Source organism: Actinomyces denticolens (assembly GCF_002072185.1).
Lineage (GTDB): Bacteria > Actinomycetota > Actinomycetes > Actinomycetales > Actinomycetaceae > Actinomyces > Actinomyces denticolens.
The window spans coordinates 91133-113413 of record NZ_MVIW01000004.1 but is presented as its reverse complement, the minus strand read 5'-3'; the positions used below and the strand labels follow the sequence as shown (position 1 = coordinate 113413).

The following is a 22281-nucleotide window of genomic DNA, read 5'->3' as shown; positions in this document are numbered from 1 at the left end:
GCCACCACCACGAAGAGGCGCAGAGAGAACATTACAGATTGGAACGCCTCGGATCAAACCGGAAACCGGTGATCCCGATCTCGCGCTCCTCTGTTCAGTTCCGGCCGCCCGACCCCGAGATGACCTCGGTGCCGCGCTTGGCCGAGGAGTAGATTACGTAGCGCTCACCGCGTCGTCAAATCACAAATCAGTGACGGCGCCCACATGGACGCCGTCGCTGAATTCTCGCAGATCAGACGGTATGCCCGAGGTCTCCTCCGTTACTTGCTCCGCGCCACGGAGAGAGTCCGCCGCCCCTTGCGCACGAGGACCACTCCCCCGGCGAGCAGGTCGGCCTCGGTCACCACTGCCTCCTCGTCGGCCACCTTGGTGTTGTTGAGGTAGGCGCCGCCCGCGGCGATCGTTCGGCGCGCCGCCCCGCGCCCCTTCTCCAGCCCCGCGCCGACGAGGAGGTCGACGATGGTGGACTCCCCCACGACGAGCTCCGAGCTCGGCAGGTCCGCCGTGGCCGCAGCCATCGTTGCCTCGTCGATCGCGGACAGGTCACCACGGCCCCATAGCGCCGCCGTCGCGGCCTCGGCCTGAGCGAGGGCGGGCTCGCCGTGGACCCAGCGCGTGACCTCGCGGGCGAGCGCCCGCTGCGCCTCACGGGCCTTGGGGTTGGTCGTCACCTCGGCCTCCAGGCGCTCGATCTCCTCACGGTCCAGGAAGGTGAAGACCTTGAGGAAGCGCACGACGTCGGCGTCATCCACCTGGAGCCAGAACTGGTAGAACGCGTAGGGACTGAGCAAATCGGGGCTCAGCCAGATGGCGCCGCCCTCGGTCTTGCCGAACTTCGTGCCGTCCGCCTTCGTGATGAGCGGATTGGTCATGACATGGACCGAAGCCCCCTCGACCTTGTGGATGAGGTCCATGCCCCCCACGAGGTTGCCCCACTGGTCGTTCCCACCGACCTCGAGGGTGCAGCCGTAGCGGCGGTACAGCTCGAGGTAGTCGTTGGCCTGCAGAATCTGGTAGCTGAACTCGGTGTAGGAGATGCCCTCCTCGCTGGCCAGGCGGCGGGCGACGATGTCCTTGGAGAGCATGGTGCCCAGGCGGAAGTACTTGCCCAGGTCTCGCAGCAGGCCGATGGCGGTCAGCTCACCGGTCCAGTCGAGGTTGTTGACGATGCGCGCGGGGTTGTCCCCCTCGAAGTCGAGGAGGTTCTCCAACTGCGATTGCAGGGAGCGCGCCCATCCGGCCACGACCTCGGGGGTGTTGAGGACGCGCTCGCCCTTGTCCCGGGGGTCGCCCACCAATCCGGTGGCGCCGCCGACCAGGGCGAGGGGGTGGTGCCCGGCCAGCTGCAGGTGCCGCATGACCTTCACGGCCACGAGGTGTCCGTGGTGGAGCGAGGGGGCGGTCGGGTCGAAGCCGCAATAGAAGGTGAGCCGCCCCCCGTTGAGCGCCTGGCGCAGCGCATCGATGTCGGTGTGCTGGGCGATGAGGCCCCGCCACTGCAGCTCATCCAGGATGTCGGTCACGGCCCTGATGCCTTTCCTCGCTCTTCCCGGCGCATGACGCCCGGGGCCGGAGCGGTCTCCGGCGCCGCTAGTCTGCCACGACGACGGAGCCGCCCAGGCTTCCCGTCCGGCTCAGCGCTCCGGGAGGAGACCGATGCTCGGCCCGTAGACCTCCCAGCCTCCGGCGGCCCGGGCGCGCTTGCCCGCCTCGAGGATGCGGCCGTGGATCTCGACGAGCTCGGCCAGACTCAGCGCCTCGGCGTCGATCCGCTCCTCCAGGGCGCGCCGTGTCGGCTCATAGCCGTTGCCGACGGCGTAGCCGGCCTGGGCGAGCAGCCGCCGCCCGTAGGTGTCGAAGATGAAGCGGCGCCGGTGGAAGACCATGAGGGCGATGACGTCGGCCGTCTCCGGGCCGACGCCGCGCAGGGCGAGCAGCGCGTCGCGCAGGGCGGCGTCGTCCAGGTGCTCCGCGCCACGCCCTGCGGGCGACAGTGACCACGAGACGTAGGCCCGCAGAGTCGCCGACTTGGCCCTCATGAAGCCGGCGGGACGGATGAGGGCCCTCAGCTCGTCGTCGTCCAGGGCGAGCAGGCGCCGCGCGTCGAAGGCGGTCGCCTCCCGCAGGGCGTCCAGGGCGCGCTCGACATTCGTCCACGCCGTGTTCTGCACGAGGACGGCGCCGCACACGTACTCCAGGTCGCACTCCCCCGGCCATGGCTCGACCTCGCCCAGCGCCCGCCGCAGGCGCTCCAGCACGAGTCGGACCGGCAGGGGCGAGGTCCCGGCGGCGCTCACGAGCCCGCTCCGGGCCGGTCCCAGGTGAGTGTGTAGCGGTAGTAGAAGCGGCGCCGCACCCGCGCCCCCGGGAGAGCCCGCGCCGCCGCACGGCGGATCTCGGCCAGGGGCTCTCGCGCCCGGGTCACGGGCACGCCGATGTCCCGCATCTCGCCGTGGAGCCGGCTCGCCACCCGGATCGGCAGGATGCTCAGCCCTGAGACGATCCAGTCCCAGGCGCTCGCGTTCGCGGCGAGGCCGACAACCGTGAGCCGGCCTCCGGGCGCCACGAACTCGGCCAGGCGCTCCAGCCCGGCCTCCAGCGGCAGGTGGTGCAGGACGGCGACGCAGGTCACCGTCTCGAAGCGCCCGAGCTGCCCGACGACGTCGCCGCCGAGCACGTCCAGGCGGTGCACGTCCGCGTTGCGGACCCCGGCCAGACGCTCATGGGCGCGCTGCGCGGTGGCAGCATCGGCCTCGACCCCGACAACCTCCTCGCACACGCCCGCCAGCCGCTCGAGCAGCAGGCCGTCCCCGCAGCCGACGTCCAGCGCCCGCCCGCCGCGGACGGCGGCGTCGGCGACGAGCTCGTCGTGGAAGGCCGTGTTGTGGTTCCAGTAGTGCTCAGGCATCAGGATCCTCCGGGCACGGCTCCCCCGCGCCCGGCCCGCCGGGGCGCGGCCGCCTTGTAGGGCGAGACGGTGGGGTCGCCTTCAATCCAGAAGCGCCAGGGGAAGGCCTGGCCGTCTCCCCCGGGACCGGCCACCCCCGTGCGCGGGCCCGTGCGGATCGCACCGGACGCCGGAGCATTCCCGGGCCCGGCCACGGCCAGGCTCACGCGCGATCCGGGCGAGCCCAGCGCGGCGCCGTCGTCGAGGCGGGTGAGCCCCAGGGCCGCGCACAGGCGCGCGGGCCCACGGGCCAGGTCCCGGTCGGTGCGCGCCGCCGACCGGCGCGATCGCGCCAGCTCGAGTCCCTCGACCACCTCACCACCGCGCAGCAGCACGGCGCGGGACACACCCTCGGGCCCGGTGACTACATTGACGCAGTGGTGCATGCCATAGGTGAAGTAGACGTAGATGATGCCGCCCGCGCGGAACATCGAGGTGTTGCGGGCGGTGCGGCCCCGGTAGGCGTGTGAGCCGGGGTCCCGCCCACCCCGGTAGGCCTCCACCTCGGTGATCCGCACCGAGACGGTCCCCTCGGAGTCGGTGGCGGAGAAGACCGCCCCGAGCAGCAGCGGCGCCGCATCCAGGGAGTCCAGCGCCAGGATCCGTCGAGTCTCCTCGAGCGGGCCGCTCCCCCGCTCGCGGCCCTCGGGCGCGGCGGGCTCGCAGGGCTCGGCTGGCATGTCAGTTCCCCTGCCCCTCGCTGCCAGGGCCGTCGAGCAGAGAGCCCTCCCAGGAGAAGACGCGCAGCTCGGAGGCGTGTTCGATGGCACGGGCGAGCTGCTCGACGACGCGCACGGGCGCGGTACCGCCGTGGCCGCTCCTCGCCGCCACCGAGCCGGCGGCGGACAGGACCTCCCGCACACCGGGCGTCAGCCGGGCATCGATTCCCGCGAAGTCCTCGTCGCTGAGGTCCCACAGCTCGATGCCGCGGTTCTCGCACTCGCGCACGCAGGCGCCCGAGAGCTCGTGCGCCTCGCGGAAGGGCACGCCCTCCTTGACCAACCATTCGGCCACGTCGGTCGCCAGGGAGAAGCCCTGCGGGGCGAGCTCGGCCATCCGGTCGAGGTGCAGGGTCATGGTCTCGACCATGCCGCTGACCGCGGGCAGGAGGACCGCGAGAGTGTCGAGGGCGTCGAAAACCGGCTCCTTGTCCTCCTGCAGGTCCCGGTCGTAGGCCAGGGGCAGGGCCTTGAGGGTGGCGAGCAGGCCGGAGAGGTCGCCTATGAGCCTGCCGGCCTTGCCGCGGGCGAGTTCGGCGACATCCGGGTTCTTCTTCTGCGGCATGATCGACGAACCCGTGGAGTAGGCGTCATCGAGGGTGACGAAGCCGAACTCCTTGGTGTTCCAGATGATGACCTCCTCGCTCAGGCGGGAGACGTCCACGGCGGTCATCGCCAGGATGAAGCTCATCTCGGCGATGACGTCGCGCGCCGACGTGCCGTCGATGGAGTTCTCCACCGAGGCGTCGAAGCCCAGGTCGGCGGCGACGGCATCGGGGTCCATCCCGAGCGTGTTGCCCGCCAGGGCGCCGGACCCGTACGGGCTGACGGCGGCGCGCGCGTCCCAGTCCTCCAGGCGCTCGACATCGCGCATGAGCGGCCAGGCGTGGGCGAGCAGGTGGTGGGCGACGAGCACGGGCTGGGCGTGCTGCATGTGGGTGCGGCCCGGCATGATCGCCTCACCCGCGCGCGCCGCCTGGTTGATGAGGGCGTCGACGACGTCGAGGACGAGGCCGGCGACGTGGCGGGCCTGGTCGCGCAGGTACATGCGGATGAGGGTGGCGATCTGGTCGTTGCGCGAGCGCCCCGCCCTCAGGCGCCCGCCCAGGTCGTCGCCCGCGCGCTCCATGAGGCCGCGCTCGAGGGCCGTGTGGACGTCCTCATCGGCGGGCGCGGGAGCGAAGGCCCCCGAGACGACGTCGTCCTCCAGCCGGTCGAGGGCGTCGAGCATGCCGGTCAGCTGGCCGTCGTCGAGCAGGCCCGCGCCCGCCAGTGCGCGGGCGTGCGCGCGCGAGCCGGCGATGTCGTATCGGGCCAGGCGCCAATCGAAGTGGGTGGACACGCTCAGGGCGGCCAATGCCTGGGCGGGGCCGCCGGTGAAGCGCCCGCCCCACAGGCTGATAGCGCCCCCGCCCTCCGGTGGGTTCCTGCTGGAAGGGGCGGCATCTGCGGCGTCGGGAGTGCGGTCGGTCGGAGGCGTCATGCCCCCATCATGACGCATTCACTGTCGGGGGTCCTCCCCGATCCTGGTCCGGCTGGGCCGCTCGGCCTCCTTGACGGTGAGGCGGTGCAGGCCCAACCAGGTGCCGATGGCGCAGGCGACCATCCAGTTGCCCTCGGACAGCAGGCGGGACTCGGTCAGGGCCTGGATCGCCAGCGCTGCGGAGACGAGGAGCGGCAGGAGCACCGAGGGCGCGGAGTCGAGATAGAGCAGGGCGAGCCGTCCGGTGCGCACGAGGAGCAGCAGGACGACGGCCACGACGAGGATGAAGCCGATGATGCCCGTCTGGAACAGCGCCTCGAGGTAGGCGTTGTGCGCGCTCATGGTCGGGGTGCCGTCAGGGCGGACGACAAGCGTCTGGAACACCGGGAGCCAGGGCTGCCAGTACATGACCCATCCCCATCCCAGGATGGAGTGCTGCTTCCACAGGTCGATGACGCGCTCCCAGATGATCGCCCGGCCCGACATGTCCGGGCTGCGGTTGAGCAGCACGGCCAGGTCGTGGCGGAAGAGGAGCGCCATCAGGCCGATCAGCAGGCAGGCCGCGGCGGTGCGCAGGATCGCCTGGTAGCGCTGCTCCCGGGGCACGTGCCGCAGCCACCACAGCACCACGGCGAGGATCGCACAGATCACCGCCGCCACGGTGACCGTGGCCGAGCGGGTCAGGACGAGAGTGAGCACCGAGAGCGAGGACCACACGATGAGGTGGGAGCGGCTGATCTGCCGGTCCCTCCATCGCACGACCACGCAGATGAGGGCGAGCAGGGCGATGAAGGCCAGCGGATTGCGGTTGCCGACGATCCCCTGGATCGGGCCTCCCTGGAGGAGCCGGTCCTCGCTCCAGAAGTAGGAGATGGGCACACTCTCCCATCCCCTCATGTAGAGAGGGATGAGAGGGTGCTTGAGGACGAGCGCCACGTAGGCCTCGAGCGCCAGGCTCAACGCGATGGTCGCCTCGAGGGAGCGCCCCAGGGCGACCGTGAGCTGACGCAGGGAGAGCGCGCAGGCCAGGAGGATGCCGGCCGCGGTGGTCGCCACCATGAGGGCGGAGGCGAGGAGGGTCTCGTTGGGGAACTGGGTCCAGACGATGCTGGCCACGCACCACAGGCAGTAGGCGCATATCGCGGGGGGCAGCGCGCGCCACACGATCCGGTGCCCCTCGAGGCGGAAGGCCGCGTACAGCGCGATTCCACTGATCGCCGCGATGATGCCGAAGGGCGTCCAACCCACGACGTTGCGGATGCCCTGCCCGGAGAAGGTCAGGAAGAAGGCCCACACGGCGAGGCCGGGGATGATCGAGCGCCCATGGGCGCGCCCCGTGGGGGCGTCGATCTCCTCACGCTGCATTTTTGGTCATCCGTGTCTGTCGGTCCTGCTCCATCGGCGCTCCTGCGGGCGATGCCTGACGACGGAGCTCCTCAGATGTTAGTCCCACATGGCGCCACAGCGCGGCCCGATGGGCGGCGCGCGACCAGCGGCGCGGGAAGACGCTGGTCGCACGCTCACCGGGATCAGAAGCCCGCGCCCTCGCCGAGCCGCTCGGCCCTGGCGGCGGCGAGCTTGGGCTGCATGCCGTAGATCTCGATGAATCCTCGCGATGAGGACTGGTCGAAGGTATCGCCCGAGTCGTAGGTGGCCAGGTTGAAGTCGTAGAGCCCGCTCTCGCTGCGGCGCCCGTTGACGGTGGCGCGCCCGCCGTGGAGGACCATCCGGATGTCGCCGCTGACGTAATGCTGGGTGTCCTCGATGAAGGCGTCCAAGGAGCGCTTGAGCGGCGAGTACCACTGCGCCTCGTAGACGAGCTCGCCCCAGGTCTGCTCGATCTGGCGCTTGTAGCGGCGCTGGAGGCGCTCGAGGGTGACGGCCTCCAGGGCGCGGTGGGCCTCGATGAGGATGACGGCACCGGGGGCCTCGTAGATCTCCCGGGACTTGATGCCCACAAGGCGGTCCTCGACCATGTCGATGCGGCCGATCCCCTGGGCCCCTCCCCTGCGGTTGAGCTCCTGGATGGCCTGGAGCGGGGTGACGGCGACGCCGTCGATCGCCACGGGCAGGCCCTCCTTGAAAGTGATGATGACCTCGTCGGGCAGCGGCGGGTAGGTGGGGTCATCGGTGTAGGTGTAGATGTCCTTCGTCGGGGCGTTCCACAGGTCCTCCAGGAAGCCGGTCTCGACGGCGCGCCCCCACACGTTCTGGTCGATGGAGAAGGGGTTGTGCTTGGTGGTCTCGATGGGCAGGCTGTGCTTCTCGGCGTACTCGATGGCGACATCGCGCGTCAGGGCGAGGTCGCGCACCGGGGACAGGCAGTCCATGTCCGGTGCCATGGAGGTGATGGCGACCTCGAAGCGGACCTGGTCGTTGCCCTTCCCGGTGCAGCCGTGCGCCACCGTCGATGCGCCGAACTCGCGGGCGGCGCGCACGAGGTGCTTGGCGATGACCGGCCGGGACAGGGCGGATACGAGCGGGTAGGTTCCCTCGTAGAGCGCGTTGGCCTTGAGCGCCGGCATGCAGTAGTCGGAGGCGAACTCGTCGCGGGCGTCGGCGATATAGGCCTCGACGGCGCCGCAGTCGAGCGCGCGTCGACGGATGACGTCGAGGTCCTCGCCGCCCTGCCCGACGTCGACCGAGACTGTGACCACCTCTCGGCCGGTCTGCTCTCCGATCCAGCCGATGGCGACTGAGGTGTCCAGCCCGCCGGAGTAGGCCAGGACGACGCGATCAGTGTTCTTGTTCATGAGGGATCTCCATAGGAGGGGTTGTGCCGGCGGGCCGGCCTGTCGGTTGGAGGGAGCGCCCGGGCAGGGGCGCCCCTGAGGGAGGTCGAGGGCGGGGATCTGCCGTCAGCGTCTTCCCGCAGGGTCGGCCAGGGCGAGGAGATGGGTGGCCACGCGGGCCGCGACCTCCTCCGACCGGGTGATGACCAGGACGGTGTCGTCGCCGGCGATGCAGCCCAGGACCCCGGGGAGCATCGAGTCATCGACGGCGCTGGCCAGCAGCTGGGCCGAGGCTGCCGGGGTGCGCAGCACGAGCTGGCCGCCGGACCACTCGGCCGTCACCAGCAGGTCGGCGCACCAGCGGGCCAGCCGGGGCGTCGTGTAGGGGCCCAGGTCGTTCTCATCCGCGCCCTCGGCCACCGCCTGCGCCGCGCGCAGCTGGCCGGGGGCGCCGGCCTCGGGGACGGAGTAGACGAGCACGCCGTCGCATGTCCGAATCTTCGTGGCGCGCAATTCGACGAGATCCCGGGACAGGGTGGCCTGGGTGGTGCTCACGCCGCGCTCGGCCAGGGCCTCGCGCAGCTCGGCCTGGGAGCGTATCCGGGAATGGCCCAGGATCTGGCGGATGAGGGCGTGCCTGGCGGCCTTCGTCGCCGGCGCGGCGGGAAGCCCCGGGGATGTGGTCTCGGCGCCGGTGGCGCTCTGATCGATCACGCGCTCAGTCATGGCTCTCCGCAGTCGTCGCGGCACCCTCGGAGGCGCTCGCCAGGCGCGCGGCGAGAAGGGCCGAGAGCCCAGCGGTGAAGGCGTCGGCATCCTCATCGGACAGGATCAGGGGCGGCGCCAGGCGCAAGGTGTCGGCCCGGGGGGCGTTGACGATGAACCCGGCCCGGGCGAGGTCCTCGGCAATGGCGGAGGCGGGGCCGACCGCGGGGTCGAGCGCGACGCCGATGAGCAGTCCCAATCCGCGCGTGCCGTCGACGCCGGGGACTCGGGCGATCTCCGATGCCCACCTGCGGCCCAGGTCCGCCGCGCGCGCCAGGAGGCCCTCGGAGCGCAGGGTGTCGATGACGGCCAGGGCAGCGCTGGCGGCCACCGGGTTGCCTCCGAAAGTCGTGCCGTGCTGACCCGGGCCGAGGAGCTCGGCGGCCTGGCCGGTGGCCACTACCGCGCCGATCGGTATCCCGCCGCCCAGGCCCTTGGCCAGGGTGACGACGTCGGGGACGACGCCGGGGGCCAGGATGTGGTGCGCCATCCAGGCGCCCGCACGGCCCATGCCGGTCTGGACCTCGTCGATGATGAGCAGGGCGCCGGCGTCGCGGGTCAGGGCGCGGGCGGCCTCGAGGTAGCCGTCGGGCAGGGGCCGCACGCCGGCCTCGCCCTGGATGGGCTCAACGATGAGGGCGGCGACATCGGGCCCCATGGCGTCCCTCAGGGCCGTCGCATCTCCGGCGGGCACGAACTCGATGCCCCCGGGAAGGGGCTCGAAGGGCTCGCGGTAGGCGGTCTTGTGGGTCATGGCGAGCGCGCCCATGGTGCGCCCGTGGAAGGCCTGCTCCAGGGCGAGGACCCGGGGCCGGGAGGAGCCGCCATGGCGGCGGGCGATCTTGAGGGCCCCCTCGTTGGCCTCAGTGCCGGAGTTGGCCAGGAAGACCCGGGAGGCGCCGGGCTCGGCGCCCGGGAGGGTCAGGGCGATGAGCTCCTCGGCCAGGCGGACCTGGGCGGGAGTGGTGAAGAAATTGGAGACGTGCCCCAGCGCGGCCAACTGGGTGCTCACGGCCTCGATGACCGCCGGGTGGGCGTGGCCGAGGCAGTTGACGGCGATGCCCGCGAGCAGGTCGAGGTACTCGGCGCCGTCGGCGTCCCAGACCCTCGTCCCGCTGCCCCGCACGAGGACGCGCGAGGGCGTGCCGAAGGTGTTCATGACCGCATTGGCGTAGCGGTCGCGCCACTCGGCGTTGCCGCCGGCGCTCTTGGGCGCGGTGGTGGTCGCTTCGGTCATAGCCGTTTCCCTCCGTCGAGTGGTGGTACGGGGCTGTCCCCCGGGTGAATGACGGTGCCCACTCCCTCATCGGTGACGATCTCCAGGAGCATGGAGTGCGCCTGGCGCCCGTCGATGACATGGGCCTGTCCCACTCCCCCGCGCACGGCCCGCAGACAGGCCTCCATCTTGGGGATCATGCCGCTGGCGAGGTTGGGGAGCATCTCCTCCAGGGCGCGGGCGGAGATGAAGGGGACGAGCGACGAGCGGTCCGGCCAAGCGGCGTAAAGGCCCTCGACGTCGGTGAGCATCACCAGTGAGCGGGCCCTCAGCGCGATGGCGATGGCGGCGGCGGCGGTGTCCGCGTTGACATTGAGGACGGTCGCCGAGTCGGTCACCAGCGGCGCCACGGACGAGATGACGGGGATGCGCCCCTGGTCCAGCAGGTCGATGATCGGCTGGGGGCTGACCTCGACGACGTCGCCGACCAGCCCCACGTCCACGCTGGCTCCATCGACGGTGGCGGAGCGCTGGCTGGCGCGCAGGAGGCCGCCGTCCTCCCCTGAGATGCCCACGGCGGCGGACCCGTCGAGGTTGAGCAGGGAGACGAGCTCGCGCTGGACCGAGCCGGTGAGCACCATGCGGACCACGTCCATGACCTCCGGCGTGGTCACGCGCAACCCGCCGCGGAATTCGGATTCGATGCCGAGACGGCCCAGCATCTCGTTGATCTGGGGACCGCCGCCGTGGACGACGACGGGGCGCACCCCGACCTGGTGGAGGAAGAGGATGTCCTGGGCGAAGGCCCGCTTGAGGCCCTCGTCGATCATGGCGTTGCCGCCGTACTTGATGACCATGGTGGCGCCCTTGTAGCTGCGCAGCCATGGCACGGCCTCGAGGAGGACCTCGGCTTTGATCTGAGGGCTGATCTGGGATGTCTCGATGCTCATCGTGAATGCTCAGGTGGTGTAGTCGGCGTTGATGGTGACATAGCCGTGGGTGAGGTCATTGGTCCAGACGGTCGCCCGGGCGGTTCCCGCCCCCAGGTCGATATCGATCCGGGTCTCCCGAGGGCTCATGTCCACGGCGCCCCGGGGCTCGCCCAGGCCGCCGTGGCGGAAGACGGTGACGCCGTTGATGGTCACGTCCACCTCGTCGGGATCGAAGGGGCAGGCCTCCTCGGGGACGGTGCCGAGCTGCGACAGGACGCGCCCCCAGTTGGGGTCCTCACCGGCGACGGCGCATTTGAGCAGGTTGGAGGCCGAGACTGTGCGGGCCGCGGCCTCGGCCGCCTCCTCGCTGGCCGCGCCCAGCACGGTGATGGCGATGTCGTGAGTGGCGCCCTCGGCGTCGGCGACGAGTCTGCGGCCCAGCTCGGCCAGGACCTCCTGGACGGCGTCGGCGAGCTCGGCGTCCGTCGGGGTGATCCTGGAGGCCCCTGAGGCCAGGAGGACGACGGTGTCATTGGTGGACATGCAGCCATCGGAGTTGATGCGGTTGACGGTGCGCGCGGCGGCGGAGGCCAGGGCGGCCTGGGCGGCGCCGGGATCGACGACGGCGTCGGTGGTGAGCACGCAGAGCATGGTCGCCAGCCCCGGGGCGAGCATGCCCACGCCCTTGATCATGCCGCCGATGGTCCATCCGTCGCGGGCGGCCGCGGCCTCCTTGGGGACGGTGTCGGTGGTCATGATGGCGACGGCGGCCCCGTGGCCGGCCTCGGGCGTGGCGGCCAGTGCGGCGTGCGCGGCGTCCGCGCCGGGGAGCAGGGAGCCCATGTCGATGGGCTCGCCGATGACTCCAGTGGAGCACACGAGGACGTCCGTGGGCTCGCAGCCGAGGAGCCCCGCCACATGGGCGGCGGTGGAAGCGGCATCGGCGGCCCCGCGCTCACCGGTGCAAGCGTTTGCGGATCCGGAGTTGAGGATGACGGCGCGGGCCGCAGGGCTGGCGGCCAGGGCCCGGCGGGACCAGGTCACGGGCGCGGCGACCACCCGATTGGTGGTGAACACCCCGGCGGCGATCGCCAGCGGGCCGTCATTGACGACGAGGGCGAGGTCGGGGCTCCCCGAGGCCTTGAGCCCGGCCTTGACGCCCGCGGCGCGGAATCCCCTGGCGGCGGTGATGCTCACGGCGCTACTCCTTGCATGATGACGCCCGTGGTCTCGGTCAGGCCCAGGGCGAGGTTGAGGGACTGGAGGGCGGCGGAGGCGGTCCCCTTGCCGAGATTGTCAATGGCGCACATCATCGTCGCCACCCCGGCCGCGGCGTCGACGGCGACCTGCACGTAGGCGAGGCCGGAGCCGAGGACCGAGCCGGTGGTGGGCCATACGCCCTCGGGCAGGACGTGGATGAGGGCCTCGCCGTCGCCATTGCGGCCGTAGGCGGCCTCCCAGGTCCCGCGCAGGAGGGCCTGGGGGTCATCGGCACCTTGGGCGAGCGCGGTCAGTGGGGCGATGACGGTGGCGAGGATCCCCCGGCTCATGGGGACGAGCACCGGGGTGAAGGACAGGCGGGTGGCTCCCGCGGGCACGCCCGCCACCTGGAGGTTCTGGACGATCTCCGGGATGTGGCGGTGGGTGCCCCCCACGGCGTAGGCCTGAGCGGAGCCGAGGGCCTCCGCGGCGGTCAGATGGGACTTGAGGGACTTGCCGGCGCCGGAGTAGCCGACTGCGAGGACGACGGTCAGCGAGGAGGTGTCGATGAGGCCGGCTGCGGCGCCGGGCTGGGCGGCGAGGGTGACGGCGGTGACGTTGCATCCGGGAACGGCGATGCGCGTTGCGGCGCTCAGCGCGGCGCGCTGGGCGGCGGCGCTGGTCTCCCCGGCGTGGAGGAGCTCGGGCATGCCATAGGTCCAGGGCTCGGCGAAGGGGCCGCCGTAGTACTGCTCCCAGGCCGCGGCCGAGGTGAGCCGGTGGTCGGCCCCGCAATCGACGAGGATCGGGGAGTGCCCTCGATCGCGGGCCGCCTCCTCGATGGCGGCGGTGACCTGGCCGGAGGCCCCGTGCGGGAGAGCGAGGATGACGATGTCGTGCTCGGCCAAGCGCTCGGCCCGCGTGGGCTCGACCTCCCGTCCCGCCAGCCCGGGCAGGTGGGAGTGGTGCTGGCCGAGGAGAGTCCCCGCTGAGGAGCTGGCCGTGACCGCCCCGATCTCGATCTCGGGATGCGCGGCGAGGAGCCTGAGGGCCTCACCACCGGCGTATCCGGTCGCGCCCGCGACCGCTGCTGTCCACGTCATACGTGAACCATACATGCCATTGCATAGACATGCACATGACAGATCCGAGGTCTCGCGGAGCGGAACAGCCTCAGGCCCGGGCTCGCAGGGCGGCGGCGATGGAGTCCGCGAAGGCGCGCACGGCGTCCCAGTCGCGGAAGTCGCCCTCGGAGGCGCCCCCCATCCTGGCGATGGTGCGCTCACGGAGGTTGAGCTGGGCCGGGTCGAAGCGCCCGGAGAAGGTCACGTGCTCGCGCGCATTGAGGGACAGGAGCACCGGGCCGATGCGGAGCGGGTCGCTCACTTCGCCCTTGTCCACACCGGACAGGCCCACGGAGAAGGCCCACACGGGGTGGGTGGACAGCTCCTCGCGGAAGCGGCGCGTGAAGTCGGTGGCCTGCTCGGTCCAGCGCGTCATGTAGATCGCACTGCCCAGCACGAAGGCGTCGTACCCCTCGACGCTGGTGACATCCTCCGGGCGCGCCTCATCGACATCGAGGCCCGCCTCGCGCAGGCGCTGGGCGATGACGCCGGCGATCGAATCAGTGGTGCCGTGGCGGGACGAGGATGTCAGGAGGATCGTCATGACGGAAAGTCAAGCACGAAGAGGGGTCTCGCGCTGGGACTCCGGTCCATGAATTCACGGGGACTCAAGCGCGGAGCTCGGCGCCCAGGACCTTGGCGGCCCGCTTGACGATCCGCTTGCGGATGCCGGCGGTGTCCTCGGCCGTCAGGGTGCGGTCGGCGGCGCGCAGTCGCAGGGAGAAGGCGAGCGACTTGCGCCCCTCGCCCAACTGCTCGCCGCGGAAGATGTCGAAGAGGCGCACGTCCTCGGCGAGGTCCTTGGCGGCGGCGCGGATGAGCGCCTCCACCTGGGAGGCGGAGACGGACTCGTCGACGACCAATGCGATGTCCTCCTTGGCGGCGGGGAAAGTCGACACCGCGCCCACCTGGAGGACGCCCCGGCCCAGCGCGGAGTCGAGGAGGGCGTCGAGGTCGATCTCCAGGGCGCAGGAGCGCTCCGGCAGCCCCAGGGCGCGCGCCACGCGGGGATGCAGCTCGCCGGCGTGGGCGACGACCGCCCCGGGGATGATCTCCTTGCCGGCCCTGGTGGCCGGCAGCCGCAGCTCGGCGAGACGCCCGGGGTGCCAGGGGGCGATGGGAGCGGCGGGCGCGGCGGCCTCCAGGCCGGTGCCCACGGCGCGGGCGACGGCGCGCACGACCTCGACGGCGTCGGCCCAGTCCCAGGGGCGGGCGGCGCCGAGCACGCCGGCGCGCTCGCGATCCCCTGCCAGGACGGCGCCGATGTGGAGCGGCTGGGCGGGGATGCCGGCTTCGAGGGCGGCGAGCTCATCGTCGGTGGGGCGCCGATCCACGCCGATGATCGGCGCGGGCACGGTTCCCGAGGGGCGCGTAACGGCCCCGATCTCGAAGACGGCGACGTCGGGCAGGCCGCGGGAGATGTTGCGGCGGGCGGTATCCACGAGGGTGTCGAGGATGGAGGTGCGCAGCGCGGGGGCGTCCTCGGCCAGGGGGTTGACCAGCCGGGCCGCCCGGCGGCGCGGGTCGCCCGCCGGGATTCCGAGGCGGTCGTGGGCGTCCCCGATGAAGGGGTAGGAGAGGACCTGGGTGAGGCCCACGTGCGCCAGGGCCGTGACGGCGTCGCGGCGCGCCTTCTGCCGGGGGGCCAGGCCCAGCCCTGCGGGAGCGGCGGGCACGATCGTGGGGATCGCGTCGTAGCCGTCGAGGCGGGCGACCTCCTCGGCGAAGTGGGCGGCGCCCACGAGGTCCGGTCGCCAGGTGGGAGGGGTGACGGCGAGGAGCTCGCGGCCGGCGTCATCCGTCCCCGAGGGGATCACGGAGCATCCGATCATCTCGAGCAGCTCGGTGATTCGCGCGGTGCCGTAGGGAACGCCCGTGAGGCGCTCGGCGGCGTCGGCGCGGATGACGATCGGCTCGGGCGCGCTGGTGCGGTCGACGTCGGTGGCCACGGGCTCGGCGCTGCCGCCGCCGTACTCGACGAGCAGGTCGACGGCCCGCTGGGCGGCGACGGCGGCCAGGGCGGTGTCCACGCCGCGCTCGTTGCGCTTGGCGGACTCGCTGGGCAGCTTGTGGCGCCGCGAGGAGCGGGCGATGGACACGGCGTCGAAGTGGGCGGCCTCGATGAGCACGTTGCGGGTGGAGGCATCGATCTCGGTGTCGGCGCCGCCGAAGACCCCGGCCAGGACGAGGGGGCGCGCGCCCTGCCCGCCGTCGGAGTCGGAGATGATGAGATCCTCGGGGTCGAGGGCACGGGTGACCTCATCGAGGAAGGTGAGGGACTCCCCCGCCCTGGCGCGGCGCACGACGATCGGGGCGACGAGCTTGTCGGCGTCGAAGGCGTGGAGGGGCTGGCCCAGGTCGAGCATGACGTAGTTGGTGACGTCGACGGCCAGGCTGATGGGGCGCATGCCGGCGGCGGTGAGGCGGTCGGCCATCCACTTCGGGGAGGGCGCGGTGGGGTCGATGCCGGTGACGAGGCGCGCCACGTAGCGGTCGCAGCCGGGGCGGCCGTGGATGGGGGCGGGGTCCTCGGCGATGATGACGGGGAAGCCCTCACCGGTGCTGGTGGAGGCGTCGGCCACGCCCGCTGGGAACAGGCCGGTGTTGGCGCCGTCGGCGGGGTCGGTGAAGCGGGCCCCGGTGGAGTGGGAGTACTCGCGAGCCACTCCGCGCATGGAGAAGCAGTAGCCGCGGTCCGGGGTGATGTTGATCTCCAGGACTTCCTCCCCCAGGCCGAGCAGGGGCAGGGCGTCGGTCCCGGGGGCGGGGGGCTCCTCGCCGTCGTGGCCGTTCGCCGCGAGCCACTGGTCCAGGACGATGATGCCGGAGTGGTCCTCGCCGATGCCGAGCTCGCGGGCCGAGCAGATCATGCCGTCGGAGACGTGGCCATAGGTCTTGCGGGCGGCGATGGCGAAGTCGCCGGGCAGGACGGCGCCGGGCAGGGATACGACGACGCTGTCCCCGACCTCGAAGTTATGGGCGCCGCAGACGATGCCGCGGCTGGGCAGTTCCGAGGGCTCCTTGCCGGTGCCGGGGGCGTCATTGTGCTCGGGGCCCACGTCCACGCGGCAGTAGTTGATGACCTTGCCGTTGGTCTGCTCCTTGGCCTCGCGGGTGAGGACCCTGCCGACGACGAGGGGGCCGGTGATGGCCGGGGGGACGATCCGCTCCTCCTCCAGGCCGACGCGCACGAGGGCGGAGGCGAGCTCCTCGGCGGTGGTGGAGGTGGGGACGTCGACGTGCTCGCGCAGCCACTCCAGGGGGACGTACGGCATGTCAGTGACCCTTTCCGGTGGTTCCGAACTGCTGGGAGAAGCGGATGTCCCCCTCGACGATGTCATGCATATCGGCGATGCCGTGGCGCAGCATGAGGGTGCGCTCCAGGCCCATGCCGAAGGCGAAGCCGGTGTGGACCTCGGGGTCGATGCCGCAGGCGATCAGCACATTGGGGTTGACCATGCCGCAGCCGCCCCACTCGATCCATCCGGGCCCGCCCTTCTTCTGCGGGAACCACAGGTCCATCTCGGCGCTGGGCTCGGTGAAGGGGAAGAAGGAGGGGCGCAGGCGCGTGCGGGCCTCGGGGCCGAACATGGCGCGTGCGAAGTGGTCGAGGGTGCCCTTGAGGTGGGCCATGGTCAGGCCCTTGTCCACGGCTAGGCCCTCGACCTGGTGGAAGACGGGGGTGTGGGTGGCGTCGAGCTCGTCGGAGCGGAAGACCTTGCCGGGGCAGGCCACGTAGATGGGGGGCTCGGAGGCGAGCATGACGTGGGCCTGCACCGGGGAGGTGTGGGTGCGCATGACGAGGTTCGAGGGCTCGCCGGGGTCGGCGCCCACGGAGGCGCCGTCGATGTAGAAGGTGTCCTGCATCTGGCGGGCGGGGTGGTCGGCGTCGAAGTTGAGGGCGTCGAAGTCGAACCACTCGTGCTCGACCTCCGGCCCCTCGGCGATGGCCCAGCCCATGGCGGCGAAGAAGTCGGAGACCTCGTCCATGAGGACGTCCAGCGGGTGGCGGGCCCCTGCGGCGATGCGGTCTGTGGGGACGGTGACGTCAACGGTCTCGGTGGCAAGCATGTCCGCCTCGGCGGCGGCCTCGAGCTCCGCGGTCCGCGCGGCGAGGGCGGCGTTCAGCCGCCCCCGGGCGGCGCCGAGCAGCTTGCCGGCGGTGGGCTTGTCCTCCTTGGGCAGGGCGCCGATGGCGCGGTTGGCGGCCACGAGCGCGGAGGCATCACCGGTGTAGGCCAGGCGGGCCTCCTTGAGCGCCGGCAGGGAGTCGGCGGCGGTGATGGCTGCGAGGCCCTGCTCGACGACGGCGCTGATGCCGTCGGCGTCGAGTGGGGACAGTGCGCCGGTCGCGGCGGCTGCGTCGTTCATATGCGGGCGCCTTCCTCGAAAGGTCCAGTGCGGTGCGGCACCGCCTTGAATCCCGGATCGCGCGCGAGCGCGCCCGACGGCGTGGCCGCTGGTGCTGGGCCCAGGGTAGTGCCCCGGCCCGACGGGGACGAATCCGTCCTCAGGCCGGGCGCGACGCGGGGCTGACGCCGGGGTCGAGCACCGGGAGAGCCGGGCGCGATCCCTCCTCCGTGATTGCAACAGCTATGGCCGGTAGGCTCTCACACATGCTGACGCCTATCGCAGGGGCGGTCCCGCACGCCCCATTCGGACCCGAGCCCCTCGACGAGGATCTTCAGGTACTCGCCGTCCCCGCGCCGGCGGGCGAGCTCACCGCGACTCTCGCCCAGGCGGCCCCCGCTGAGGAGGGCGGCGCCGAGCCCGTGCGCGCGCTCTTCATCCCCGGCTTCACCGGCTCCAAGGAGGACTTCTCCTCCTTCCTGCCCATGGTCCAGGACGCCGGATACACCGCCCTGGCGTACTCCCAGCGCGGCCAGGCGGACTCGGCGGCCCCCAAGCGCACCCGCGAGTACCGCATCGAGAACTACGTGGAGGACGCTCTCGCCGTCGCCAGGTCCTTCGGGGCGGAGGATGTCCCGGTGCACCTCGTGGGGCACAGCTTCGGGGGAATCATCGCCCGGGCGACGGCGATCGCCGACCCGACGCTCTTCCGCACCCTCACGATCTTCTCCTCGGGCCCCAAGCCCGGGCCGCGCATGTGGCTGATGAACGGGATGCGCCTGCTGTACGGCCCCCTCGGCGCGAGGATCGCGCACCGCCTCATCCATCCCAGGATGCCCAAGGAGCCCCAGGGGAACTCGCATCTGGAGGTGCTGCGCCTGCGGGCCCTGGCCACCCCCATGGCCGGCCTGAGGGGGATCGCGAGGATCGTCTCCCGCTTCCCCGACATGACCGAGCGGCTGCGCGCCACCGGGCTGCCGCTGAACGTCGTCGTCGGCGCGAATGACACGATGTGGCCGGTGCAGTGGTACGAGCCCTGGGCCAAGAGGCTCGGCGCGTCCTTCACGCTCATCCCCGACGCCGCCCACTCCGCCCAACTGGAGAATCCCTCCGCGCTGCTGGAGGCCCTCACGGCCTTCTGGGCCGCGAATGACGGGGCCGACCCCGAGCCGGGGGCGACCCAGGGGATGTGAGAACGCCGGTCCCTCCTCGACGCACCCGAGGGGCGGCTGCGAGCGGTCAGCGGCTGCGGGCCTCGACGCGGCGCGCGGCGGCGGACAGCGCCCAGTTGATGACCACGTAGATGAGGGCGACGATGACGTAGGCGGGCAGGTAGACGTCGAAGCCCGCGGCGTTGGTGAGCACCTTGGTGGCGTACATGAGCTCGCCGTAGGCCACCACGTAGCCGAGCGATGTGTCCTTGAGGATCGTCACCATCTGGGTGATCAGGGTGGGAAGCATGAGCCGCAGGGCCTGGGGGGCGAGGATGAGGCGCATCGTCTGCCCCGAGCTGAGCCCCAGGGCGGCCGCAGCCTCGGACTGGCCGGCGTCCAGGGAGCGCACGCCGGAGCGGAAGACCTCCGCCGTCGTCGCAGATGTGCACATGACGATGGGGACCACGAGCATCCACATCGATGGCAGGGTGAGGCCCCAGTTGGGCACGGCCAGGAGGAAGAAGTAGACGAGGAGGAGCATGGGGATGGCGCGCATCGCGTCGATCCACAGGCCGACGGCGCCGCGCAGCGCCGTGGAGCGGGCCATCCGCGCCCAGCCCAGCGCGATGCCGATCGGGAAGGACAGGAGCGCTGAGACGGCGGCGGCGCGCAGGGTGTCGAGGACCGCCCGGCCCAGGTAGTTCACGATGGACTGGCCCAGGAAGTAGCGCCATTTCGCGTAGTCGAGCTGCCCACTGCTCGAGAGCTGGTGGATGGCGACGGCGACGAGCGCGATCACGAGCACGGTGACCACGAGTGAGGCGATGAGGATCCGTGCCCGGCCGCGGGGGCCGGGGACGTCGAAGAGAAGGGCGGCATCGCTCTCGGCGCGCTTGCGCCTGGCCGCGGGGGCCCTGTCTCCGAGGCTGCCGGTGATGGCGGCGAGCGCACTCATGCGGTCACCCCCCTCGTGGCATCGAGGCGGCGCTCCAGGGCGTGGCCGAGGCGAGTGGCCGCGAAGGCCAGGGCGAGGTAGATGAGCCCGGAGGTGAGGAAGCAGATGACGGCCTCGGCGTACTCCAGATTGAGCTGCTGGGTGACGCTGGTGAGCTCCCTGACCCCGATGGCCGCGGTGAGCGAGGACCCGATGAGGCAGGAGATGAAGATGTTGACCAGCGGTTGGATGACCCGGGCGAGGGCCTGGGGCAGCACCACTTGGCCGATGATCCCCCCGAAGCGCATGCCCAGGGCGCGCGCCGCCTCGATCTGGCCGCGCGGGACGGAGTTGATGCCGCTGCGCACGGCCTCGCAGACGAATCCCGAGGCGGAGAACACGATGGCGAGCACCGCCGCCCAGAAGAGGCTGATGGGCACCCCCGCGCGCGGGGCCGCGAAGGCGGCGAGGATCATGAGGCACAGCGTGGGGATGTTGCAGGACACCGCCACCCAGACGGCGCCGAGCGCGCGCAGCGGCGGGATCGGGCCGACCCGGAAGACGGCCATGATCGTGCCGACGACGAGCGCCCCCGCGTAGGCGAGGAGCGCGATGATGAGGGTGGTCCTCAGCCCCTCGCCGATCACACCGAGATTGTCGAGGATGACGTGCACGGGCGGTTCTCCTTTCCCTGCCGCGCGTCCTTGCCGCTGAGCGACCCGCCGGACCGGTGCGCCCGGCCCAGCGGGCGCTCGCGTCAGGAGGCCGGGGCGGCTGTCTGCGCGCCGGCGACGGAGCCGATGACGGGGGGCTGGGGCACATCGCCCCCGATGATGGCGCCGATGGTGGACTGCCAGATCCTGGTCCAGGTGCCGTCGGCCTCGATCGCGGCCAGGAAGCCGTTGACGAAGGCCTGGGCGTCGGAGTCCTTGGGCAGCCCGAGACCATAGGGGTCCTCGGTGAAGGGCTGGCCGACGATCTTGATGTCGGTGTTGTTCTCCACGGCGGCCAGCAGGAGGGACTCGTCGACGACGTAGGCGTCGACCTGCCTGGTCTGCAGGGCGGACAGGCAGGCGGAGTTGTCCTCGAAGGGCGTGGGCGTGGCGCCGGGGCAGGCCTCGGCGAGGGCGGCCTGGGAGGACGATCCGGACTGGACGGCGACAGTCCTGCCCGCCAGGTCGGTGACGGAGGCGATGTCCGTGGTGTCCTTGTGGACGGCGACGGTCTGGCCGGAGGAGTAGTAGGGGCCGGCGAAGGAGATCTTCTGGGCCCGCTCCTCGGTGATCGTGTAGGTGGCGATGACGGTGTCGACGGTGCCGTTGGTCAGCAGGGTCTCGCGGGTGTCGGAGGTGGCCTGGGTGACTTCCACGAGGGAGGCGGCGTCGTCGCCCCCGATGATGTAGCGGGCGAGCGCCTGGCCGATGGCCGCGTCGAAACCGGTGATCCTGTGGGTGGTGGGATCCTCGATGGAGAAGACCTGGGCGGTCTTGGAGCCGCCGAGGCGCAGAATGCCGGCCTGCTTGATGGCGCTGGCCCAGGTGGAGGCCGCCACGGCGTCATCGGCTGCGACGGGGCCGGAATTGATCGCTGTGTCGTAGTCGCCGCCTGCGGTCGACGAGGCCACCGCCTTGCCGTCGGCACCGGTGTCGGAGCAGGCCGCGAGGGTCAGGGCGATGCCCAGGCCTCCCGCGCAGGTGAGCATGCCGCGCCGGGAGAGGGCGGGCCGGGTGATCGATCGGGGCGTCGTGGAGAGGGCCATGGCAGGTCCTTTCATCAGTGGTGCGGAGTGAGGATCGATGGTCAGTGCGAGAGGACCTTGGCGAGGAAGTCGCGGGCGCGGTCCGTGCTCGGTGAGGTGAAGAACTCCTCCGGGCCGGCCTGCTCGACGATGCGCCCGGCGTCCATGAACACGACGCGGTCCGCCACGGAGCGGGCGAAGCCCATCTCGTGGGTGACGACGAGCATCGTCATGCCGGTGGTGGCCAGGTCACGGATGACGTCGAGGACCTCGTTGATCATCTCGGGATCGAGGGCGGAGGTGGGCTCGTCGAAGAGCATGGCGATGGGGTCCATGGCCAGGGCGCGGGCGATGGCGACGCGCTGCGCCTGACCACCGGAGAGCTGGGAGGGGCGCTTGCCGGCCTGGTCGGCCAGGCCCACTCGCGCCAGGAGCTCGTGGGCGCGGGCCTCGGCGTCGGCGCGATCCATGCGGCGGACCCTGATCGGGGCGAGCGTGATGTTGTCCAGGACGCTGCGGTGGCCGAAGAGGTTGAAGGACTGGAAGACCATGCCGACCTCGGCGCGCAGCCTGGCCAGGTCCCTGCCCTCCTCGGGCAGGAGCTCGCCGTTGATCTCGATGGTGCCGGCGTCGATGGTCTCGAGGCGGTTGATGGTGCGGCACAGGGTCGACTTGCCCGAGCCCGAGGCCCCGATGACGGCGACGACCTCGCCCCGGTGGATGTCCAGGGAGACGTCGTCGAGCGCTGTGAAGTCGCCGAAGCGCTTGGTGACGCCGCTGATGCGGATGAGGGGTGCGTCGGGGCCGGTGGTTCCGGACCCGCCGACGGGCTCGGCGCCGGTATCCATGGGTGCTGTCACGCTGACCTCATTCTCGGGCGGTGCGGAGGCTGCGGGCAGCGCGCCCGCGAGCAGGACCAACGCCACCCTGCCCCGGAACATTCCCGGGCCATCCCGCCGTCCACGGAGCGGACGGGGGCGGTAGGGC

The 22281-nt window shown here is 71.7% G+C and carries 20 protein-coding genes; 1 reads left to right on the top strand and 19 read right to left on the bottom strand.

Going from position 1 to position 22281, the window contains the following annotated elements; genetic code table 11:
* Nucleotides 1-260: 260 nt before the first annotated feature.
* From tyrS to pheS, 15 genes are all read right to left on the bottom strand, one after another.
* The gene (tyrS, locus tag B1H55_RS02245) at nucleotides 261-1523 is read right to left on the bottom strand and encodes a tyrosine--tRNA ligase (protein WP_077240146.1); all 1263 of its coding nucleotides are present in this window, start codon (nucleotides 1521-1523) and stop codon (nucleotides 261-263) included.
* Between the two features lie 111 nt (nucleotides 1524-1634).
* Nucleotides 1635-2297 (bottom strand): base excision DNA repair protein, encoded by a 663-nt coding sequence (locus B1H55_RS02240; RefSeq protein ID WP_073452053.1) that lies wholly within the window; start codon nucleotides 2295-2297, stop codon nucleotides 1635-1637.
* Nucleotides 2294-2908: a class I SAM-dependent methyltransferase gene (locus B1H55_RS02235; RefSeq protein WP_077240145.1), complete on the bottom strand. Its 615-nt coding sequence runs from the start codon at nucleotides 2906-2908 to the stop codon at nucleotides 2294-2296. The genes B1H55_RS02240 and B1H55_RS02235 overlap by 4 nt, the downstream gene beginning before the upstream one ends.
* The gene (locus tag B1H55_RS02230) at nucleotides 2908-3627 is read right to left on the bottom strand and encodes a DNA-3-methyladenine glycosylase (RefSeq protein WP_077240144.1); all 720 of its coding nucleotides are present in this window, start codon (nucleotides 3625-3627) and stop codon (nucleotides 2908-2910) included. The genes B1H55_RS02235 and B1H55_RS02230 overlap by 1 nt, the downstream gene beginning before the upstream one ends.
* Before the next feature lies 1 nt (nucleotide 3628).
* The gene (gene argH / locus B1H55_RS02225; protein ID WP_077240143.1) at nucleotides 3629-5149 is read right to left on the bottom strand and encodes an argininosuccinate lyase; all 1521 of its coding nucleotides are present in this window, start codon (nucleotides 5147-5149) and stop codon (nucleotides 3629-3631) included.
* 18 nt (nucleotides 5150-5167) lie between these two features.
* A complete protein-coding gene (locus B1H55_RS02220) occupies nucleotides 5168-6514 on the bottom strand; it encodes an O-antigen ligase family protein (RefSeq protein WP_077240142.1) in 1347 nt (448 codons plus the stop codon).
* 164 nt (nucleotides 6515-6678) lie between these two features.
* Entirely contained in the window at nucleotides 6679-7902 is a 1224-nt protein-coding gene (locus tag B1H55_RS02215; RefSeq protein WP_073452060.1) for an argininosuccinate synthase, read from the bottom strand.
* A 105-nt stretch (nucleotides 7903-8007) separates the two neighbouring features.
* Nucleotides 8008-8607 (bottom strand): arginine repressor, encoded by a 600-nt coding sequence (locus B1H55_RS02210; RefSeq protein WP_073452062.1) that lies wholly within the window; start codon nucleotides 8605-8607, stop codon nucleotides 8008-8010.
* Nucleotides 8600-9883 (bottom strand): acetylornithine transaminase, encoded by a 1284-nt coding sequence (locus B1H55_RS02205; RefSeq protein ID WP_073452064.1) that lies wholly within the window; start codon nucleotides 9881-9883, stop codon nucleotides 8600-8602. Before B1H55_RS02205 ends, B1H55_RS02210 begins: the two co-directional genes overlap by 8 nt.
* Nucleotides 9880-10812 carry an acetylglutamate kinase gene (argB, locus tag B1H55_RS02200; RefSeq protein ID WP_073452066.1) on the bottom strand — a complete coding sequence of 311 codons (933 nt, stop codon included), beginning with the start codon at nucleotides 10810-10812 and terminating at the stop codon, nucleotides 9880-9882. Before argB ends, B1H55_RS02205 begins: the two co-directional genes overlap by 4 nt.
* Before the next feature lie 9 nt (nucleotides 10813-10821).
* The gene (gene argJ / locus B1H55_RS02195; protein WP_077240141.1) at nucleotides 10822-11991 is read right to left on the bottom strand and encodes a bifunctional glutamate N-acetyltransferase/amino-acid acetyltransferase ArgJ; all 1170 of its coding nucleotides are present in this window, start codon (nucleotides 11989-11991) and stop codon (nucleotides 10822-10824) included.
* Nucleotides 11988-13097: an N-acetyl-gamma-glutamyl-phosphate reductase gene (gene argC, locus B1H55_RS02190; RefSeq protein ID WP_080461546.1), complete on the bottom strand. Its 1110-nt coding sequence runs from the start codon at nucleotides 13095-13097 to the stop codon at nucleotides 11988-11990. The genes argJ and argC overlap by 4 nt, the downstream gene beginning before the upstream one ends.
* Before the next feature lie 70 nt (nucleotides 13098-13167).
* The gene (locus B1H55_RS02185) at nucleotides 13168-13662 is read right to left on the bottom strand and encodes a flavodoxin domain-containing protein (protein ID WP_073452071.1); all 495 of its coding nucleotides are present in this window, start codon (nucleotides 13660-13662) and stop codon (nucleotides 13168-13170) included.
* A 64-nt stretch (nucleotides 13663-13726) separates the two neighbouring features.
* Nucleotides 13727-16393 carry a phenylalanine--tRNA ligase subunit beta gene (gene pheT / locus B1H55_RS02180; protein ID WP_077240140.1) on the bottom strand — a complete coding sequence of 889 codons (2667 nt, stop codon included), beginning with the start codon at nucleotides 16391-16393 and terminating at the stop codon, nucleotides 13727-13729.
* Between the two features lies 1 nt (nucleotide 16394).
* Nucleotides 16395-17489, bottom strand: coding sequence for a phenylalanine--tRNA ligase subunit alpha (gene pheS, locus B1H55_RS02175; protein WP_077240121.1), 1095 nt, complete (start codon nucleotides 17487-17489; stop codon nucleotides 16395-16397).
* 245 nt (nucleotides 17490-17734) lie between these two features.
* Here pheS and B1H55_RS02170 point away from each other — a divergent pair, with 245 nt between their 5' ends.
* A complete protein-coding gene (locus B1H55_RS02170) occupies nucleotides 17735-18661 on the top strand; it encodes an alpha/beta fold hydrolase (RefSeq protein WP_157750269.1) in 927 nt (308 codons plus the stop codon).
* A 46-nt stretch (nucleotides 18662-18707) separates the two neighbouring features.
* On the opposite strand, the gene B1H55_RS02165 is transcribed toward B1H55_RS02170, so the two are convergent.
* The 4 genes from B1H55_RS02165 to B1H55_RS02150 form a co-directional block, all read right to left on the bottom strand.
* Entirely contained in the window at nucleotides 18708-19577 is an 870-nt protein-coding gene (locus B1H55_RS02165) for an amino acid ABC transporter permease (protein WP_077240036.1), read from the bottom strand.
* On the bottom strand, nucleotides 19574-20230 hold the full coding sequence (locus B1H55_RS02160) for an amino acid ABC transporter permease (protein ID WP_077240033.1): 657 nt from the start codon (nucleotides 20228-20230) through the stop codon (nucleotides 19574-19576). The genes B1H55_RS02165 and B1H55_RS02160 overlap by 4 nt, the downstream gene beginning before the upstream one ends.
* Nucleotides 20231-20313: 83 nt before the next feature.
* A complete protein-coding gene (locus tag B1H55_RS02155) occupies nucleotides 20314-21315 on the bottom strand; it encodes a glutamate ABC transporter substrate-binding protein (protein WP_077240028.1) in 1002 nt (333 codons plus the stop codon).
* Between the two features lie 41 nt (nucleotides 21316-21356).
* Nucleotides 21357-22142, bottom strand: coding sequence for an amino acid ABC transporter ATP-binding protein (locus B1H55_RS02150; protein ID WP_073452083.1), 786 nt, complete (start codon nucleotides 22140-22142; stop codon nucleotides 21357-21359).
* Nucleotides 22143-22281: the final 139 nt, after the last annotated feature.

Coding starts and splice junctions, on each gene's coding strand:
- B1H55_RS02185 (WP_073452071.1), bottom strand. CDS start 13,662: ATGACGATCCTCCTGACATCCTCGTCCCGCCACGGCACCACTGATTCG.
- B1H55_RS02150 (WP_073452083.1), bottom strand. CDS start 22,142: ATGGATACCGGCGCCGAGCCCGTCGGCGGGTCCGGAACCACCGGCCCC.
- argH (WP_077240143.1), bottom strand. CDS start 5,149: ATGACGCCTCCGACCGACCGCACTCCCGACGCCGCAGATGCCGCCCCT.
- B1H55_RS02235 (WP_077240145.1), bottom strand. CDS start 2,908: ATGCCTGAGCACTACTGGAACCACAACACGGCCTTCCACGACGAGCTC.
- B1H55_RS02165 (WP_077240036.1), bottom strand. CDS start 19,577: ATGAGTGCGCTCGCCGCCATCACCGGCAGCCTCGGAGACAGGGCCCCC.
- B1H55_RS02170 (WP_157750269.1), top strand. CDS start 17,735: ATGCTGACGCCTATCGCAGGGGCGGTCCCGCACGCCCCATTCGGACCC.
- pheT (WP_077240140.1), bottom strand. CDS start 16,393: ATGCCGTACGTCCCCCTGGAGTGGCTGCGCGAGCACGTCGACGTCCCC.
- argB (WP_073452066.1), bottom strand. CDS start 10,812: ATGAGCATCGAGACATCCCAGATCAGCCCTCAGATCAAAGCCGAGGTC.
- pheS (WP_077240121.1), bottom strand. CDS start 17,489: ATGAACGACGCAGCCGCCGCGACCGGCGCACTGTCCCCACTCGACGCC.
- B1H55_RS02220 (WP_077240142.1), bottom strand. CDS start 6,514: ATGCAGCGTGAGGAGATCGACGCCCCCACGGGGCGCGCCCATGGGCGC.
- B1H55_RS02155 (WP_077240028.1), bottom strand. CDS start 21,315: ATGGCCCTCTCCACGACGCCCCGATCGATCACCCGGCCCGCCCTCTCC.
- B1H55_RS02215 (WP_073452060.1), bottom strand. CDS start 7,902: ATGAACAAGAACACTGATCGCGTCGTCCTGGCCTACTCCGGCGGGCTG.
- B1H55_RS02210 (WP_073452062.1), bottom strand. CDS start 8,607: ATGACTGAGCGCGTGATCGATCAGAGCGCCACCGGCGCCGAGACCACA.
- B1H55_RS02205 (WP_073452064.1), bottom strand. CDS start 9,883: ATGACCGAAGCGACCACCACCGCGCCCAAGAGCGCCGGCGGCAACGCC.
- argC (WP_080461546.1), bottom strand. CDS start 13,097: ATGACGTGGACAGCAGCGGTCGCGGGCGCGACCGGATACGCCGGTGGT.
- B1H55_RS02230 (WP_077240144.1), bottom strand. CDS start 3,627: ATGCCAGCCGAGCCCTGCGAGCCCGCCGCGCCCGAGGGCCGCGAGCGG.